This window comes from Allofournierella sp. (assembly GCF_048388525.1).
Lineage (GTDB): Bacteria > Bacillota > Clostridia > Oscillospirales > Ruminococcaceae > BQOK01.
In genome coordinates, this window is sequence record NZ_DBGCTQ010000097.1 from 1 (window position 1) to 14,623 (window position 14,623).

Genomic DNA, 14,623 nt, shown 5'->3' on the forward strand with positions numbered 1-14,623 from the left:
CTTTTCTTCTTTGCTTCGCATGATATATTTTCGTCGCATATTTTCTCTCTCCTTTTCCTTTATACTAACACAAAAAGATGGTAGGCACTTTCGTGTCTACCATCTTTTTACCACTTCACTGCTAAATGTGCAGGACGGGGTTTTTGTTCATTTTTTATTAATAAATTGATTCGTTAAAATGAACAATTTGCTTGGATAAAATCCACAAATCGGGTCGTACCCTGTTGACATATGCAGATAAATAGGGTAAAGTTTTAACGAAAGAAAAAATTGTATACAACATGCATTTTGAAAATGGGCTGAAACCTGCCATGAAGGAGGAATTGGATGAAGACCATCAAGATCCCGTACTACACCTCCAGCCTGGAGCTGCATGTGGACGAGGCAAACCTCAAAGCGGTGGTTACCGCAAAGATGCACCAGTATAAGCCCCCCATGGGCGAGGCGGAGCTGGTGCGCGACGCGCTGGCGCACCCTGTGGGCACGCCGCCGCTGTGCGAGCTGGCAAGGGGCAAAAAAAAGATCACGCTTGTGACCAGCGATCACACACGGGCGGTGCCCAGCAAGCTGACCCTGCCCATTCTGCTGGCCGAGCTGCGCAAGGGCAGCCCGGACGCGGAGATCACCATTCTGATCGCCACCGGGCTGCACCGCCCCACCACCGAGGAGGAGCAGCGCCGCATGTTCGGCGACACGATCGTGGATCAGGAGCGCATCGTGGTGAACAACGCCTTCAAGGACGAGGATTTTGTGAAGGTGTGCGATCTGCCCAGTGGGGCCGAGTTTTTCTGCAACAGGGAAGCCGTGGACTGCGATCTTTTGCTGTGTGAGGGGTTTATTGAACCGCACTTTTTCGCGGGCTTTTCGGGCGGGCGCAAAAGCATTCTGCCCGGTATCTGCAACGCGGCCACGGTGAACGAGAACCACAGCTACAAGGCCATTGCAGACACCCACTCCACCACCGGCGTGCTGGAGGGCAACCCCATCCACACGGATATGATCTGCGCGGCGCGGGCGGTGAACACCCAGTTCATTTTGAACGTGGCGCTGGACGGGGAGAAAAAGGTTGTGGCCGCCTGGGCCGGCGATCTGGAGGGCGCGCACGCCGCAGGTGTGCAGTTCATCCGCGAGCAGAGCCAGTGCCCCTCCATTGAGGGAGACATTGTGGTAACCAGCAACGGCGGATACCCGCTGGACCAGAACCTTTACCAGAGCCCCAAGGCGGTGGCTACCGCGGAGGCCTGCGCCGGCGAAGACGGCGTGATCATCATGTGCTGTTCCTGCTGCGAGGGTATGGGCGGCACAAACTTTGAGCGGCTGATCACCCTGGGCAGCGTGGATGAGATCGACGCTTATCTTTCCAAGATTCCCCCGAAGGAGACCATCTCGGAACAGTGGTGCCCGCAGATTTATTCCCGCATTCTGAAAAAGCACAAGGTCATTCTGGTCACTACCTACCTGGATCATGAGCTGGTGCGCAGAGCCAACATGATCCCGGCGTCGAGCCCGGACGAGGCGCTGGAGATCGCCTACGGCATCAAGGGCAGGGATGCCAGCGTGGTGGTCATTCCGGACGGCGTGAGTGTGCTGGCGGTAAAAGGCTGACCCGGTGAGAAAAAAGGAGAAAGAGCAATGGATTTGAAACTGGCGCTGAAAGTGAGCGACAAGGACAATGTGGCCACTATTTTTGCCGAGGGCATTGTGGACGGCACCGAGGTGGAGGTGCGCGACAAGCGCGGTGAGAGCGAGGTGGTCACGGTCATGGGCGACGTGCCCTATGGCCACAAGATCGCGGTGCGCGACATCCATGTGGGCGAACTGATCATGAAATACGGCGAGGAGATCGGCGTTGCCACCAAAGAGATCAAAAAAGGCGAATACGTGCACATCCACAATCTGGACAGCATGCGCGGCCGCGGCGACTGGAAGGAGTAAGACACGATGGAATTTATGGGGTATGTGCGCCCGGACGGCAAGGTGGGCGCCCGCAACTATGTAGCCGTTATTCCCAGCGTGACCTGCGCCAACGACGTGGCCCAGGCGATCTGCCACCAGGTGCAGGGCACCATCACCTACCTGCACCACCAGGGCTGCTGCCAGATGCCGCCGGACCTGGAGCGGGTGACCGACACCCTGATCAGCCTGGGCAAAAGCCCGAACCTGGCCAGCGTGCTTGTGGTGAGCCTGGGGTGCGAGGGCACCGACCACGAGCGCATGGTGCGCGAGATCGCGGCCACCGGCAAGCCGGTGGAGATCATTCACATTCAGGAGCTGGGCGGCGTTTCCAAGGCCATCCAGGCCGGCACCGACATCGCCCGCCGCATGGTGATTGCCGCGTCCGGCATGCAGCGCCAGCCGGTGGACGTTTCGAATATTGTGATGGCCATCAAGTGCGGCGCTTCCGACACCACCAGCGGCATGGCCTCGAACTGCGTGATCGGCTATGTGGCCGACAAGCTGGTGGATCTGGGCGCCACCGTGATCTTCGGCGAAACCACCGAGTTCATCGGCGGCGAGCATCTGCTTGCCCGCCGGGCTGTGACCAAGGAGGTGGGGGACAAGATCTTTGACATCGTGAACAAGATGGAGGCCCGCGCCAAGGCAATCGGCTGTGATATGCGCAAGGGCCAGCCCACCCCCGGCAACATTGCCGGCGGCCTTTCCAGCATTGAAGAAAAGACCCTGGGCGCCATTGTGAAATCCGGCACAAGACCCATTCAGGGCGTGCTGGATTACCCGGAGTTTGTGACAAACCAAAAGGGCCTGTGGATCAAGGATACCCCGGGCCGCGAGCCCGAGATCCTGACCGGTATGGCCGCCACGGGCGCCCAGTTCATGATGTTCAGCACCGGCCGGGGCGCGCCGCAGGGCTTCCCCAGTATGCCGGTGATCAAGGTGTGCGGCAACCCCAACACCTACCAGCGCATGCAGGAGGATATGGACCTGAACGCGGGCCTGATCATCACAGGCGAAAAGACCATCGACCAGGTGGGCGAGGAGGCGTTTGCAAAGCTTCTGCGCACTTTGTCGGGCGAGATGACCAAAAACGAGGCCATCCAGTATTTCAGCGCCATCGACATCCACTGCCTGGGCCCGGTCATCTGACCGGGAACGCCCAAAGCGGGGCCCCGCTTTTCTGTTTTCCCCGTCGGGAAAACAGAAGGCCCGTTAAAACCAGTGTTCGGGCGCGCCGGCGCGCGCCAGGGATATCGTTACACATTCCGCCAAACAACCCTGCAACACAATGAAGGAGTGAATCTTATGAATCCAGTTATTGCGATGCTGATCGGCGTTGTGGTGATGATGGGTCTGATCATCTTCACCCGCATGCACGCATTTCCCTCGCTGATCATTTCTGCCATTCTGATCGGCGTATTGTCCGGCAACGCGCTGCTGGTGGGCACCGGCAACGAGGGCGGCAGCCTGCTGGGTGTGGCCGTGAGCACCGTGACCAGCGGCTTCGGCGGCACCATGGCCAGCATTGGCATTGTGATCGGCTTCGGCTGCATCATGGGCATCTTCCTGGAGAAGAGCGGCGCTGCCAAGCGCATGGCTCTGACCATCCTGAAACTCGTGGGCGTCAAGCGCGCCGACGTGGTGCTGGGCCTCACCGGCTTCGTGGTATCCATCCCCGTGTTCTGCGATTCCGGCTTCGTGATCCTTTCCAGCCTGGCCAAGGAGTTCAGCCGCCTGACCAAAAAATCCATGGTGGGCCTGGGCGGCATCCTGGGCATGGGCCTGTACATCACCCACTTCCTGGTTCCGCCCACCCCCGGCCCCCTGGCCGTGGTGAGCACCTTCCAGAACGAGGGCATCGCCATGGACCTGGGCATGTTCATCATCTACGGCCTGCTGCTCTCGATCCCCGTATTTGTTTTCTCCATCTATCTGTTCCGCTGGTTCGGCAACAAGTACCCCGACTTTGTGGTTCCCTACGAGATCGACCGCTCCAAATACACCGACGCGCAGCTGGCTGTGCTGGACAAGATCGACGCGAAGATCAAAAGCGGCAAGGATCTGGAAAACAAGGACTTTGAAGACCTGCTGAGCACCGAAAAGCTGCCCGGCGCCGGCATCAGCTTTACCATCCTGCTGCTGCCTGTGGTGCTGATCCTTGCGAACACCGTGGTCAGCCAGACCGCGCTGAAGGGCCAGCTCATCGGCCAGATCGTCACCTTCCTGGGCAACCCGGTCATCGCCCTGTTCATCGCGCTGTGCCTGGGTGCCTTTGTGCTGGCCGGCAAGCTGGACAAAAAGACCGTGAACGGCATGATGAACGACGCCCTGAAGGACGCCGGCCCCATTGTGATGATCACCGCCGCCGGCGGCGCCCTGGGCGCTGTTGTGAAGGCCACCGGCGCCGCGCAGATCATGGCCGACGGCATTGTGGCTGTGGGCATCCCCGGCATCCTGGTGCCCCTGCTGATCGGTACCATCATGCGCTTCCCACAGGGCAGCGGCACCACCGCGATGATTACCGGTTCGGCCATCATTGCCCCCATGCTGCTGACCCTGGGCGTGAACCCCTACCTGGCGGGCCTGGCGATCTGTATGACCTCCATGTGCCCCTCGTTCCTGAACGACAGCTATTTCCACGTGGTGACCAACTTCAGCGGCATGGATATCAAGACCAGCCTGAAGACCTGGACCATCGGCTCCATCGCTGTGCCTGTGGTGGGTTCCATCATCATCTGCATTGCGAGCATCTTTATCCACTGATACCTCAAGGAGTACCCGCTTTGGGGGCCGGCGTGCAGCCGCGCCCCCGGGACGATGCGGTAAAAGGGAATGTGTAATCCAAACAAAGGCCCCCGGCGGTATCCGCCGGGGGCCTTTGTTTGCGCAGGGTGCCGCGGGCCCCCCGTACGCGGGGGCCCGCGGCGCTTTGGCCGCCTGCGCGGGAATAGGCTTTAGAAGGTGAGGCGCATCTGGTGCCACACGGCGCCGCCGTGCTGTGAAGAAGAAACTCCCTCGTCCAGAAAACCGAATTTTGCGTAGTAGTGGATCAGCGCCTCCTTGCAGGTGAGGACCAGGCCCTTGCGGCCCTGGGCTTTTGCGTCGGCGATCACCCGCTGCAGCAGGCGCTGCGCGCAGCCGCGGCGGCGATAGGCCGGGTGGGTGTTGACCCCGAAGATCATCTGCCAGGCGCCGCTTTCGCTGTGCAGGGCGGCACAGGCGTACATCTCGTCCGTGAGGTGCGGCTGGTTAGTCGCCATGCCGTTCACAAAGCCGACAAGGGCTTCGCCCTCTTCCAGCAGCCAAAAATGGTTTGGATAATGGGCCAGCCGGGCCCGGAAAGAGGTTTCGGTGGCTGCCTCGGCTGCGGGAAAGCAGGCCGCCTCCAGCTGGGTCACCCGGGGCAGGTCGGCCATGGTGGCGGTTCGGATCGTCATGCTTTCTTTCCCCCTTAAAATCTGCATTGGGTGTTTATGGCGCGGCGGCACGGCCGGCCTGGCTGTTTAAATAATCGCCGATCTTATCCCGCGCAAGGGTCAGGTGGGCCTGGTTCACCCGGTCGGCTTCCTCCACGTTGCCGGTGAGCAGGCAATGCACCACGGTGCGGTGCTCCACCACCGACTCGTCGAACCGCTGTTTGGAGGTGAGGGAATAGATGCGGAACTGCTGGATCAGCGAGTGCACCCGCTCGTACATCTGTTCCACCACACGGTTGCCCCCCAGGCGGATGATGGCCTGGTGCAGCTGGGCATCCACCCGGATATAATCCTCCAGCTGGTCCTGCTGGTGGTAGTGCTCCAGCTGATCCAGATAGCCCATAAGCTCTTCCATGCGGGCTGGGGTTATGTGGGCGGGCGAGTGCAGGATGGCATAGCTTTCCAGCAGCACGCGCACATCGAACACCTCCTGGATATCGTGGGCGGTGAATTCCTTTACGAAAACCCCCCGATTGGGGAATTCCTCCACCAGGCCGTCGCTGGCAAGCTGGCGCAGGGCCTCGCGGATGGGGCTGCGGCTCACATGCAGCGAGGCGGCAAGCTCGGTTTCCTGCAGGCGCTGGCCCGGGGTATACACCCCGTCGCAGATATTCTGTTTGATGATGTCGTATACCTGGGTCCGAATGGTGGACACAGGATGAGAGAGTGGGGGCATAAAACACGTCCTTTACTTCAGGTGAAAAACGCCGCCCGCCCCGCTTGCGGGAAAGGAAAGCAAATCCTGGCCGTGCGGGGCAAGACAATAATTTTTATTTATTATAGCACATTCCCGGCACTTTGTGGGAGAAGGAGATGAAGCCGGGAATTTTTGGGAAAAAGAATGGATTTTTGGTGGCCGACGTGGTATTCTTGTATTCGCATATCCAAAAGCTTTTTTTGCATGCGAATTTTATTGCGGGGAGAGGGCGGCCCATGGGAGCTGTACTTGCAAAATCATCGTCTTTTTTGTTCATTCTGGCAGCGGGATATCTGCTCAAGCGCTTTGGGGTGTTTGGGAAAAAGGACTATGCGGTCCTGAGCAAGGTGGTGCTGAACCTCACCCTGCCCGCAGCGGTCATCACCAATTTTGCGGCCATGGAATGGTCGGCACAGCTGCTTTTGATCCCGGTGCTGGCATTTTTGCTGAACTGGCTCATGATGGGCGTGGGGCTGCTGGCCAGCCGGCGGCAGGCGGCGCCCACCCGGGCGCTGTTTGTGCTGAACTGCCCGGGCTACAACATCGGCGCCTTTGCACTGCCGTTTGTGCAGAGCTTTTTGGGGCCCCAGGCGGTGGTGGGGGCCTGCCTGTTTGATGTGGGCAACGCCATTATGTGCACCGGCGGCAGCTATGCGTTCACCAGCGCCTGGCTGCGGGCAGGCGGGCAGCGGCTGAGTGTAAGGGACGCGGCCAGGCGGCTGTTTTCTTCGGTCCCGTTCGACACCTACCTCGCCATGCTGGTGCTGGTGGTGGCGGGGGTTGCCATTCCGCAGGGGGCGGTGGATTTTATCAGCCCGATCGCGGCGGCAAACCCCTTTGTGGCCATGCTGATGGTGGGAATGATGTTTGAGGTGGATCTGAAGCCCGGCTACCTGCGCCAGATGGGATTGGTTCTGGCTCTTCGGCTGGGCTCGGCGGTGTTGCTGGCTGTGGCGATGTATCAGCTTTTGCCCTTCAGCCTGCCTATCCGGCAGGTGCTGGCAGTGATGGTGTTCGCCCCGGCTTCGGTCATTGCGCCGGCCTTTACCGTAAAATGCGGGGGAGACGCCGGGCTGGCCGGCTGCCTGAACAGCCTGACCATCCTGGCAGGGATTCTGGGGATGCTGTGCACGATTTTGGTGCTGGGAGTGGCCTGACAGAACGATGAGGCAGCGTTTTTGCCCCGCAAAGGATCCCAAAAAGCGCGAATGATATACTATATGTATATCATTCGCGCTTTTTTACTGTTTTACGGCTCCTCCAGATAACCGAGGGGAAGGACCTGCACAGCCTCCACCAAACCGTCGCGCATCCACAGGGCGGGATCGGTCTGCACGGTATAGCCGCAGCCGGGGTCGGCCATCCAGTCCTCCGGGTGGCGGCGGGGCAGCGCTTTCTGCGCCAGCATGCTCATGATGACCCCGCCGTGGGTCACGCAGGCGGCCTCGGGCACGCCCGCTTTCATCATGTATTCAAACAATTTCATCAGCGTTTCAGCGCAGCGGCTGTGAAATTGTGGGATGGGTTCTGCCCCCTGGGGGGTAAAACCTGCCGCGGGATCCATCCAGCGCGCAAAGTCCGGATCCTTTACAAGTTCCTCCACCCTGCGCCCCTCGAACACACCAAAACCCGCCTCCCGCAGCTGCTGGATCTCCAGCCGGTGCTGTGCGGCGGGGAATAAAAGCCCGGCGGTCTGCACGGCGCGGGCCAGGGGCGAGGTAAACACGGTGCCCGGCTGGGGATAAGCAAAACGGGCGGCAAGCTGCTCCAGCTGCTCCCGGCCCTGAGGGCATAGGGGCAGGTCGGTGCCGCTGCCCAGATACAGCCCGTCCAGATTGCCCTGGGTGAGCCCATGGCGGACCAGGTGAATTTTAAAGGTCTTCAATTTTATCCATCCTTTTTATCCATCCTTCGGCGCAAAAGCGCACAAAAAATAATTACAAATTGGTTACAGACGAGGCCCCTGCGACCCCGCCCGACACAACATTTAGAAATAGCTTCCCCGCTATTATCATACATCTAGTTGAACCTGTCAAGCGATGGACAAAACATACGAAAAGCGAGGGAGGATTTTGGCGAAAAATGTATTTACAAAGTGTTTTCGCTGTTTTATAATTTACACTACGTAATTGTGTTTTCCGGGGCCGTTGCGGGGCCCGGAGGGCGGAATCATCTAGGATAAAGGCGGGTCGGTCATAATGTCGATGGAGTTCAACCGGATCATCACCCTGCTCCGCAAAGAGCGGGGCATCACCCAGAAACAGGCGGCAGCCGACCTGGGGGTATCGCAGGCGCTGCTTTCGCATTACGAAAAGGGCATCCGGGAATGCGGCCTGGATTTTGTGGTGCGTGTGGCCGACTATTACGGTGTGTCCTGCGATTACCTTTTGGGGCGCAGCGCGGACCGCAGCGGCCTGACCCTGACGGTGGAGGAGATCCCCAGCCCCGAGACCGCAAAGGACAGCATTTACAAGGGCAGTGTGCTGCCCACCCTCAATAAAAAGCTCATCTCGAACAGCCTGAACATCCTGTTCGACAAGCTCTCGGCCTGCCCGGACAAGGGCCTGGTGACCGAGGTGAGCGCCTACCTGATGCTGGCGGTCTATAAAATGTTCCGGCTGGTTTACTCGGCCGCGCCGAAGAATGCGGCCAGCATGTTCCGGGTGAGCCGCGCCAGGTGGCAAGGCTATTCGGCGGCGGCCATGAGCACGGCCGAAGCGAATGTGAAAGCCACGCTGGCCGGGGAGGAAATGGGCGCGAGCCCGGCGCTGAAGGACGCCAGCTGCTTTGCCATGACCACCGAAAGCCTGACCCGCGATTACCCGCTTTATGCCACCAGCCTGTTCAACCTGATCAAGACCAGCGAGGGGCGCATCGGCCAGAGCGAATAAATGAAGCCCTGTTAACCTGCATTTAGGGTACAAACAAGAAAACCGGCCCGTATGGTGGGGGTTCGTAAAACAGTAATATCATTTGGGGAAACGGCATGGCTTTAGGTCATGCCGTTTCCTCTTTTGTTAGCGTATCCAAAGGAATAAAGCCTATCAAATCGTAGCAGATATGTATTCCTTGCCGCCGTTTGCCACTGCTCTTGTCGGGGGCTTCTACATAGATGGCCTTTACAAGCTCACGCAGGGCATAGGGTGGAAGCTCCTGCAAGTCGGTGTATTTGCTGATCCTCTGGATAAACTGTTCCAAGTTTTCGATCTGTCGTTCCTGTACCTCGATTTCCTGTTGCAATTCTTGTACATCAACCTTTAGCTGCTTCTGTTCGTCCTCATAAGTACTGCTCATCATGGTGAAGCGTTCATCCGTAATTTTTGAGCTGACGTTATCTTCGTAAAGACGGATGAAAAGCCTATCGAGTTCTGCTAACCGCTTTTCAGCCTGTGCTAGCCGCTTTCTACATACCTTGATGGCATCTTCACTTGCAAGCCGCAATTCCCGCTCCATGACAGCGCGGAAGTGTGTTTCGTAATGGGTCACACAGAAAATGACCTCCGCCATGTGGAGCCAGACCATTTTCTCCAGCACCACCGCCCTGATGTAATGTCCACTGCATTTTTCTTTATCGGCGCGATGCGTGGAGCAGACAAAGAAATCCTGTCGTTTCTCAAAATACCTGGTTGTGCAGTAGTACAATCTCTGGTTGCAGTCCGCACAGTATACAAGTCCGGAGAACAGGCTTGTTTTCCCTGTCTTGGCATGTCGGTGCCGTTGCCGACGTAGCTCTTGCACTTTATCAAACACATCCACTTTGATAATGGCGGGATGCGTCCCATAAAATACGGTCTGATTTTCTGCTGGGCTTTCCCGCTTTTTCTTGTCCCAGATAGAGTTGGTGTAGGTTTTGAAATTGACGGTGCAACCTGTGTATTCCTTGCGTTCCAATATCTTGGCAACCGTTGTCTGGTGCCATTTATAAGGTTTTTCACCAGCTTGACTTGGGGTGTTCCGGCCTTCCTTTTGATGGTAGGCAGCAGGAATTAAAATCCGTTCCTCGGTCAACAACGTAGCGATCTGAGACGGCCCACGCCCCTCCATGCACAGTGTAAATATACGCTTGACCACCTGCGCTGCTTCTTCGTCCACGATCCAGCGTTTCGGGTTTTTGGGTCTTTCTTGTAGCCGTAGGGAACGTTGGCAGTCAGCGGCTCACCGCGCTCGCCTTTGGCCTTGTTGACAGCCCGGATTTTTCGGCTGGTGTCACGGGCGTAAAACTCGTTAAACTAGTTCTTTAGCTGAGCGAAATCGCTGTCCGTGCTGTTGGGATTTATCGTGTCGTAGTTGTCGTTAATAGCGATAAACCGCACGTTATGCTTGGCAAAGGTGATAGTGGTGCACATCCCCGTCATGGCGAAGTTCCTGCCAAAGCGCGAGAGGTCTTTCACGATTACACAGGACACGTTGCCCGCCTCGACTTCATCCAGCATGGCTTGAAAACCGGGACGCTCAAAGCTGGTTCCGCTGTAACCATCGTCGATGAAAAATACAGGGTTTAGAAAACGGTGCTCTCTGGCGTACTGCATTAGGATATTCTTTTGATTGATAATGCTATTGGAGTCTCCCTCTTGGGAATCCTCTTGTGACAGCCTGCAATACAGGGCTGTTATTTTTTCAGTTGCCCGCAGCATTTGTAAATCCTCCTTTAATGGGGCAACTGTCAGTACAGGATTGGTTATCTCTATTATACCATCCATAGCCCTATCTGTCATGGATGTCGCCGCCTTGCAAAAGGATACGGCGCAGCTTTCGATCCAGAGTTGCCGTACCCTCGTAGCTGCCCGAAACGGTGTAGACTGTGCCGCCAATTTTTCTTTGTAGTCTGACATCCGGGAGCCAATAGCCTAAGAGATTTTTTACATGGAGATGTCCATCTTTACCTTTGTGTAGTTTAGTGTTATTGTGGTTTTCGGTATTCTTCAAACAATCATCCTTTCTGCTCGTTTTGGGTCTTGAAAAATTGGGGAACTGGGCGGCTCACAGGCCGTTTCGCCTATCCGGACTGTCAAGGGACGGGTAGTATTTGCTTGCGCAAATCTCCACCCTTAAACCCTTGACAGCCCGAATTTTTGCCGTATGTGTGCCACGCCGACGACGGGGAACAGGATTGTTACCTTGTCCCCGCCGTTGTGCCGCCCATTGTACAGCAAAACCGGCTACACTGAATTGCGGGAGAACAACAACTTTGCGGGGCCGGCCTCGCACCCCAGCCTCAAACAAAGAACAGAGCTACCGAGACTTTGGGACAAAATGTCCCAAAGGATAGGAACGCCGCACTTCTCCTCATGTACCAAGGACAGAAAATGGGTAAATGAGGGGTCGAATTACAAAATTTTTGTCAAATAGTTTCTCATAGCGTCAAATCCTCATTTGATCGAATGCCTCACGGAACTTTCGCAAACGCCCTCGGCTTTCGCTACCTCTCTCTCGCTTTTTTCAAGAATAATATGAGCGTCAATTCGACGTCCTTGTATCTCGGGCAAAGAATTGAGTGCACGGCACAGCCGCTCAAATTGTTCCATGCACTCCAGCAGCTCCTGTGGCGTTGGTTCAAAAACGCAAGCCGAATATTCGATCCCATCGTCACAGTCAAGGGAATACTGCGCCTTGTTGCGCGTAATCCGCCGCCGATAGGATGCTTCATAGCGTTTGTCTGCACGCATGGCCTCGGCCACTTCATCCGTAACCTCGACGAACTGATCTTCTATGTACCAAGAATAAAAATCTTTGAGATTGATGGTTGTCATTTGTAATTCCTCCGTTTTGATTTTTGGTGAGCGAAATCAAAACGGAGTTGGCGGAGAGCGACACCGTGGCTCTATTGGAAAGAATAAAGATGCACGTTTGTAAGTTGAAAGTTCACGATATAGATGAACTATTAGTTCAGGCGCAAGGGCGCTGTATGCCGTTTTAGCTGCGGTACTTTTTTTGATGACATACTCTCAACTAACTGACCAAAGGCAAGCGCCCGCTGCATAAAAAGTCCCCCAAATCTAAAAACTTAGAATTGGAGGACAACTTATGTACGCACAAACGCCCCGCCAAAACTTCGTTTTTTATTTGGCGGGTATGCCTTGCTTTATAGCTGCTAATGATTCATAGTCTTATTCCGAAAATAAACTTATATCCACCGAAAACTGTCTCAATATATATTGGCGCTTGTCGGTTGGGCTCAATTTTACCACGTAGGTTTGAAATTGTGTTTGGCACTACCTTGATAGTGTTTTCGCTATGCTTGCCCCAGACTGTCTCAAAAATCATTTCCGCTGAAACTACTTTTCCTGCGTGGCTGGCAAGGAGATATAGGACATCATATTCGAGCCTCGTTAATTTGACTTCGTTTTTATCCCGGAACACTTGCTTCTGCTCACAGCTAATCGTTAGCCCTGGAAAAGACAAGTCGGGTGTGGTTATAGCTGATATTATTTCGATTTTCTCGTTTTCCTTTGAAGCCAAATGTATGATTTCCCGATATAGAGCATCATCCTCACTGTCAGTTTTAAAAATGACTATTTTCATATAATGTCCCCTGACCTCTAACTATGTATTTAGATGATGCCTTTAAGCGATAGCGTAAAAAGCACACAAGTCACAACGACCATCACCGCAACCAATATAGCACCAATATTTATCCGCGCCTTTTCGGAATTGGATGGTGCTTCAATTAGATGAGTGCGCCGTAGAGCCGTCACAATAGGTTTGTATAACAGCATGGTGATCGATGCGTTTAGTCCACCCTTGATCAAGTTAAACGGTAGGAACGCAGGAAGCAATAATTTCACAACGGCTTCTCTTGGATAACCCATATAAAGCGGAGCAATCAAATAATTCCACAACATCATTACCGTGACCATACAGGCCCAACCGCATAGCAGTCCGATAATTGCACCAGATAATTTCTTTCTCTTTTTATAAACAAATGCTGCCATACACGCAAAGGAACAGCTTGAAATAATGTTCATTGCAAAACCTATTATGCCGTTATCGCTAATCGTAAACAATTCGATCAGAGAGACAATCAGCGCAACAACAAACGAAGTAAGGGGCCCAAAAATCAAACCTCCGATGGCAATGATTATGTCCTTGGGATCATACTTCAAAAAGAGAACGATGGGGATACGTCCTATGGCTACCATGACATATGCGAGGGCGCAGAGCATACCTATAGTTGTGATTTTCCTTGTTTTTGTGTTCATCTTATTACCTCCAAAAAAATTAACACCTGAAAGCATTAAGATGCCTTTCAGGTGTTGGTTGAAGGTGTATTGAATGTCAACAGAGCAGTTCTGTGTAAATGACAAAGAGAGTGTAGAAATAGTCAGGTTTATCCTGACGAAATCAATACACCTTCTTTAATCCAGACTTTAACTGTCGGTATTGGATTTTCACCAATTTAGCGCCTAAGCACTCGCGGACTATAACCACCGATCGGGAATTTCACCCTGCCCTGAAGACATTTTTACTATTCAATTTTCTGTGTTTCCAGCATTATAGCATATGTAAAAGAATAGCGCAATGATCTAAGCAAAACGGGGATAAAACCGGGACAAGCGCTAACGGCAAGCAATGCAAGTGTGGACACACTTGCTATTTAGCAGCTCTGACGAGCCACGAAAATGCTTGTTGGGGACCCTCCCCAAACCCGGTGCTTTGGGACAATTTGTCCCAAAGCGTTATTGTCTGCGTCACAGGCTATCGCTCCTGTTCCTTATGAAGTGCAATAAAAAAGCGGTCATAGTTTTCGAGATGGTTTCCGGAAACTATGACCGCTTTTGGGTTGTGAATGTGGACAGTATTTGCCAAAAACAGCACAAAAGGTATAAACGTATTGTCCACCTATAAACCGAGCCTGCAAAGCATTGGTACAAGCGGGTTTCAAAAGTGCAAATGTCAACACATCGGCGTCTCTTAGCTGAGCCATTTGCTTCGGGACATCTTGACCCAATATACCTGTCGCAGGGTGGCGTAAGGGGTATATTGGGGGTTCTCAAAATGATCCTAGAAGGCTTATTCTGCAGTTCGCTACAAGTATTATGCACTCCAATGAGCATTGTGCCCACAAAAATATTGTGAAATCCGGGAAAATATGTTACAATAAACAGAAAAATATTGTTATTCATCAATTTCAGGTATCCAATTTTCTTTTCACTAAAATATTGTTGTTTGGAGAACACATATGATTACATCAGAAGTTTTCGACAAATTTATTGTTTATAAATCCGATGAGGCAAGTTCTTTTCTGTATGCAGATTGTAATGATGCAGATTCTTTTATGGATGGTTTGGCGGACTATATACTTAGCGAAACAAATCTTTTGAATTATGCAAACACAATGGCTCCAATAGCATTTACACCAACTGCATCAGTATATAAAAAATTATATTCAACAATAAGCTCTTTTCTGAATAGCGAATTAGAGTTATTAACTTTTGACAATATCACTGAAGAAGTACGAGATGTTTTAAATACGGAACATAAATTTGTAAACCAA

At 53.9% G+C, this 14,623-nt stretch carries 15 protein-coding genes and 1 riboswitch; of the genes, 7 read left to right on the forward strand and 8 right to left on the reverse strand.

Going from position 1 to position 14,623, the window contains the following annotated elements:
* The first annotated feature begins 327 nt into the window (after positions 1 to 327).
* The 4 genes from larA to ACMLHZ_RS11555 all read left to right on the forward strand — a co-directional run bounded on the left by larA (position 328) and on the right by ACMLHZ_RS11555 (position 4,719).
* A complete protein-coding gene (larA, locus tag ACMLHZ_RS11540) occupies positions 328 to 1,605 on the forward strand; it encodes a nickel-dependent lactate racemase (RefSeq protein WP_418667842.1) in 1,278 nt (425 codons plus the stop codon).
* 27 nt (positions 1,606 to 1,632) lie between these two features.
* Entirely contained in the window at positions 1,633 to 1,935 is a 303-nt protein-coding gene (locus ACMLHZ_RS11545; protein ID WP_418667843.1) for a UxaA family hydrolase, read from the forward strand.
* A 6-nt stretch (positions 1,936 to 1,941) separates the two neighbouring features.
* Positions 1,942 to 3,105, forward strand: coding sequence for a UxaA family hydrolase (locus tag ACMLHZ_RS11550; RefSeq protein WP_418667844.1), 1,164 nt, complete (start codon positions 1,942 to 1,944; stop codon positions 3,103 to 3,105).
* Positions 3,106 to 3,261: 156 nt separating this feature from the next.
* Positions 3,262 to 4,719, forward strand: a complete 1,458-nt coding sequence (locus ACMLHZ_RS11555) for a GntP family permease (RefSeq protein ID WP_418667845.1) — start codon at positions 3,262 to 3,264, stop codon at positions 4,717 to 4,719.
* Positions 4,720 to 4,910: 191 nt separating this feature from the next.
* On the opposite strand, the gene ACMLHZ_RS11560 is transcribed toward ACMLHZ_RS11555, so the two are convergent.
* Together ACMLHZ_RS11560 and ACMLHZ_RS11565 are read right to left on the reverse strand one after the other, a co-directional pair.
* The gene (locus tag ACMLHZ_RS11560; RefSeq protein ID WP_418667846.1) at positions 4,911 to 5,393 is read right to left on the reverse strand and encodes a GNAT family N-acetyltransferase; all 483 of its coding nucleotides are present in this window, start codon (positions 5,391 to 5,393) and stop codon (positions 4,911 to 4,913) included.
* A 34-nt stretch (positions 5,394 to 5,427) separates the two neighbouring features.
* Positions 5,428 to 6,108: a GntR family transcriptional regulator gene (locus ACMLHZ_RS11565; protein ID WP_418667847.1), complete on the reverse strand. Its 681-nt coding sequence runs from the start codon at positions 6,106 to 6,108 to the stop codon at positions 5,428 to 5,430.
* Positions 6,109 to 6,365: 257 nt separating this feature from the next.
* Between ACMLHZ_RS11565 and ACMLHZ_RS11570 the strand changes: the two genes are divergently transcribed.
* Positions 6,366 to 7,286, forward strand: a complete 921-nt coding sequence (locus ACMLHZ_RS11570; RefSeq protein ID WP_418667848.1) for an AEC family transporter — start codon at positions 6,366 to 6,368, stop codon at positions 7,284 to 7,286.
* A 92-nt stretch (positions 7,287 to 7,378) separates the two neighbouring features.
* Here ACMLHZ_RS11570 and ACMLHZ_RS11575 read toward each other — a convergent pair whose 3' ends face one another.
* Positions 7,379 to 8,014: a histidine phosphatase family protein gene (locus ACMLHZ_RS11575; protein WP_418667849.1), complete on the reverse strand. Its 636-nt coding sequence runs from the start codon at positions 8,012 to 8,014 to the stop codon at positions 7,379 to 7,381.
* 313 nt (positions 8,015 to 8,327) lie between these two features.
* On the opposite strand from ACMLHZ_RS11575, the gene ACMLHZ_RS11580 reads away from it, so the two are divergent.
* Positions 8,328 to 9,020 (forward strand): helix-turn-helix domain-containing protein, encoded by a 693-nt coding sequence (locus ACMLHZ_RS11580; protein WP_418667850.1) that lies wholly within the window; start codon positions 8,328 to 8,330, stop codon positions 9,018 to 9,020.
* A 106-nt stretch (positions 9,021 to 9,126) separates the two neighbouring features.
* On the opposite strand, the gene ACMLHZ_RS11585 is transcribed toward ACMLHZ_RS11580, so the two are convergent.
* The 5 genes from ACMLHZ_RS11585 to ACMLHZ_RS11605 all read right to left on the reverse strand — a co-directional run bounded on the left by ACMLHZ_RS11585 (position 9,127) and on the right by ACMLHZ_RS11605 (position 13,328).
* Complete coding sequence (locus ACMLHZ_RS11585; RefSeq protein WP_418667851.1) at positions 9,127 to 10,221, reverse strand: recombinase family protein; 1,095 nt, start codon at positions 10,219 to 10,221, stop codon at positions 9,127 to 9,129.
* Between the two features lie 137 nt (positions 10,222 to 10,358).
* Entirely contained in the window at positions 10,359 to 10,763 is a 405-nt protein-coding gene (locus ACMLHZ_RS11590) for a recombinase family protein (RefSeq protein ID WP_418667852.1), read from the reverse strand.
* Positions 10,764 to 11,498: 735 nt separating this feature from the next.
* On the reverse strand, positions 11,499 to 11,879 hold the full coding sequence (locus ACMLHZ_RS11595) for a sigma-70 family RNA polymerase sigma factor (protein WP_418667853.1): 381 nt from the start codon (positions 11,877 to 11,879) through the stop codon (positions 11,499 to 11,501).
* A 349-nt stretch (positions 11,880 to 12,228) separates the two neighbouring features.
* Positions 12,229 to 12,651, reverse strand: a complete 423-nt coding sequence (locus ACMLHZ_RS11600) for a winged helix-turn-helix domain-containing protein (RefSeq protein WP_418667854.1) — start codon at positions 12,649 to 12,651, stop codon at positions 12,229 to 12,231.
* A gap of 29 nt (positions 12,652 to 12,680) precedes the next feature.
* Positions 12,681 to 13,328 carry an ECF transporter S component gene (locus tag ACMLHZ_RS11605; RefSeq protein ID WP_418667855.1) on the reverse strand — a complete coding sequence of 216 codons (648 nt, stop codon included), beginning with the start codon at positions 13,326 to 13,328 and terminating at the stop codon, positions 12,681 to 12,683.
* Positions 13,329 to 13,473: 145 nt separating this feature from the next.
* Positions 13,474 to 13,591, reverse strand: a riboswitch (FMN riboswitch).
* A gap of 717 nt (positions 13,592 to 14,308) precedes the next feature.
* On the opposite strand from ACMLHZ_RS11605, the gene ACMLHZ_RS11610 reads away from it, so the two are divergent.
* Positions 14,309 to 14,623, forward strand: a 315-nt coding sequence (locus ACMLHZ_RS11610; RefSeq protein WP_418667856.1) for a hypothetical protein, incomplete at its 3' end; no start/stop codon positions are given.

Excerpts from the sequence above, each read along its gene's own strand:
- larA (WP_418667842.1), top strand. The coding sequence starts at position 328 with ATGAAGACCATCAAGATCCCGTACTACACCTCCAGCCTGGAGCTGCAT.
- ACMLHZ_RS11545 (WP_418667843.1), top strand. The coding sequence starts at position 1,633 with ATGGATTTGAAACTGGCGCTGAAAGTGAGCGACAAGGACAATGTGGCC.
- ACMLHZ_RS11550 (WP_418667844.1), top strand. The coding sequence starts at position 1,942 with ATGGAATTTATGGGGTATGTGCGCCCGGACGGCAAGGTGGGCGCCCGC.
- ACMLHZ_RS11555 (WP_418667845.1), top strand. The coding sequence starts at position 3,262 with ATGAATCCAGTTATTGCGATGCTGATCGGCGTTGTGGTGATGATGGGT.
- ACMLHZ_RS11560 (WP_418667846.1), bottom strand. The coding sequence starts at position 5,393 with ATGACGATCCGAACCGCCACCATGGCCGACCTGCCCCGGGTGACCCAG.
- ACMLHZ_RS11565 (WP_418667847.1), bottom strand. The coding sequence starts at position 6,108 with ATGCCCCCACTCTCTCATCCTGTGTCCACCATTCGGACCCAGGTATAC.
- ACMLHZ_RS11570 (WP_418667848.1), top strand. The coding sequence starts at position 6,366 with ATGGGAGCTGTACTTGCAAAATCATCGTCTTTTTTGTTCATTCTGGCA.
- ACMLHZ_RS11580 (WP_418667850.1), top strand. The coding sequence starts at position 8,328 with ATGTCGATGGAGTTCAACCGGATCATCACCCTGCTCCGCAAAGAGCGG.
- ACMLHZ_RS11590 (WP_418667852.1), bottom strand. The coding sequence starts at position 10,763 with ATGCTGCGGGCAACTGAAAAAATAACAGCCCTGTATTGCAGGCTGTCA.
- ACMLHZ_RS11595 (WP_418667853.1), bottom strand. The coding sequence starts at position 11,879 with ATGACAACCATCAATCTCAAAGATTTTTATTCTTGGTACATAGAAGAT.
- ACMLHZ_RS11600 (WP_418667854.1), bottom strand. The coding sequence starts at position 12,651 with ATGAAAATAGTCATTTTTAAAACTGACAGTGAGGATGATGCTCTATAT.
- ACMLHZ_RS11605 (WP_418667855.1), bottom strand. The coding sequence starts at position 13,328 with ATGAACACAAAAACAAGGAAAATCACAACTATAGGTATGCTCTGCGCC.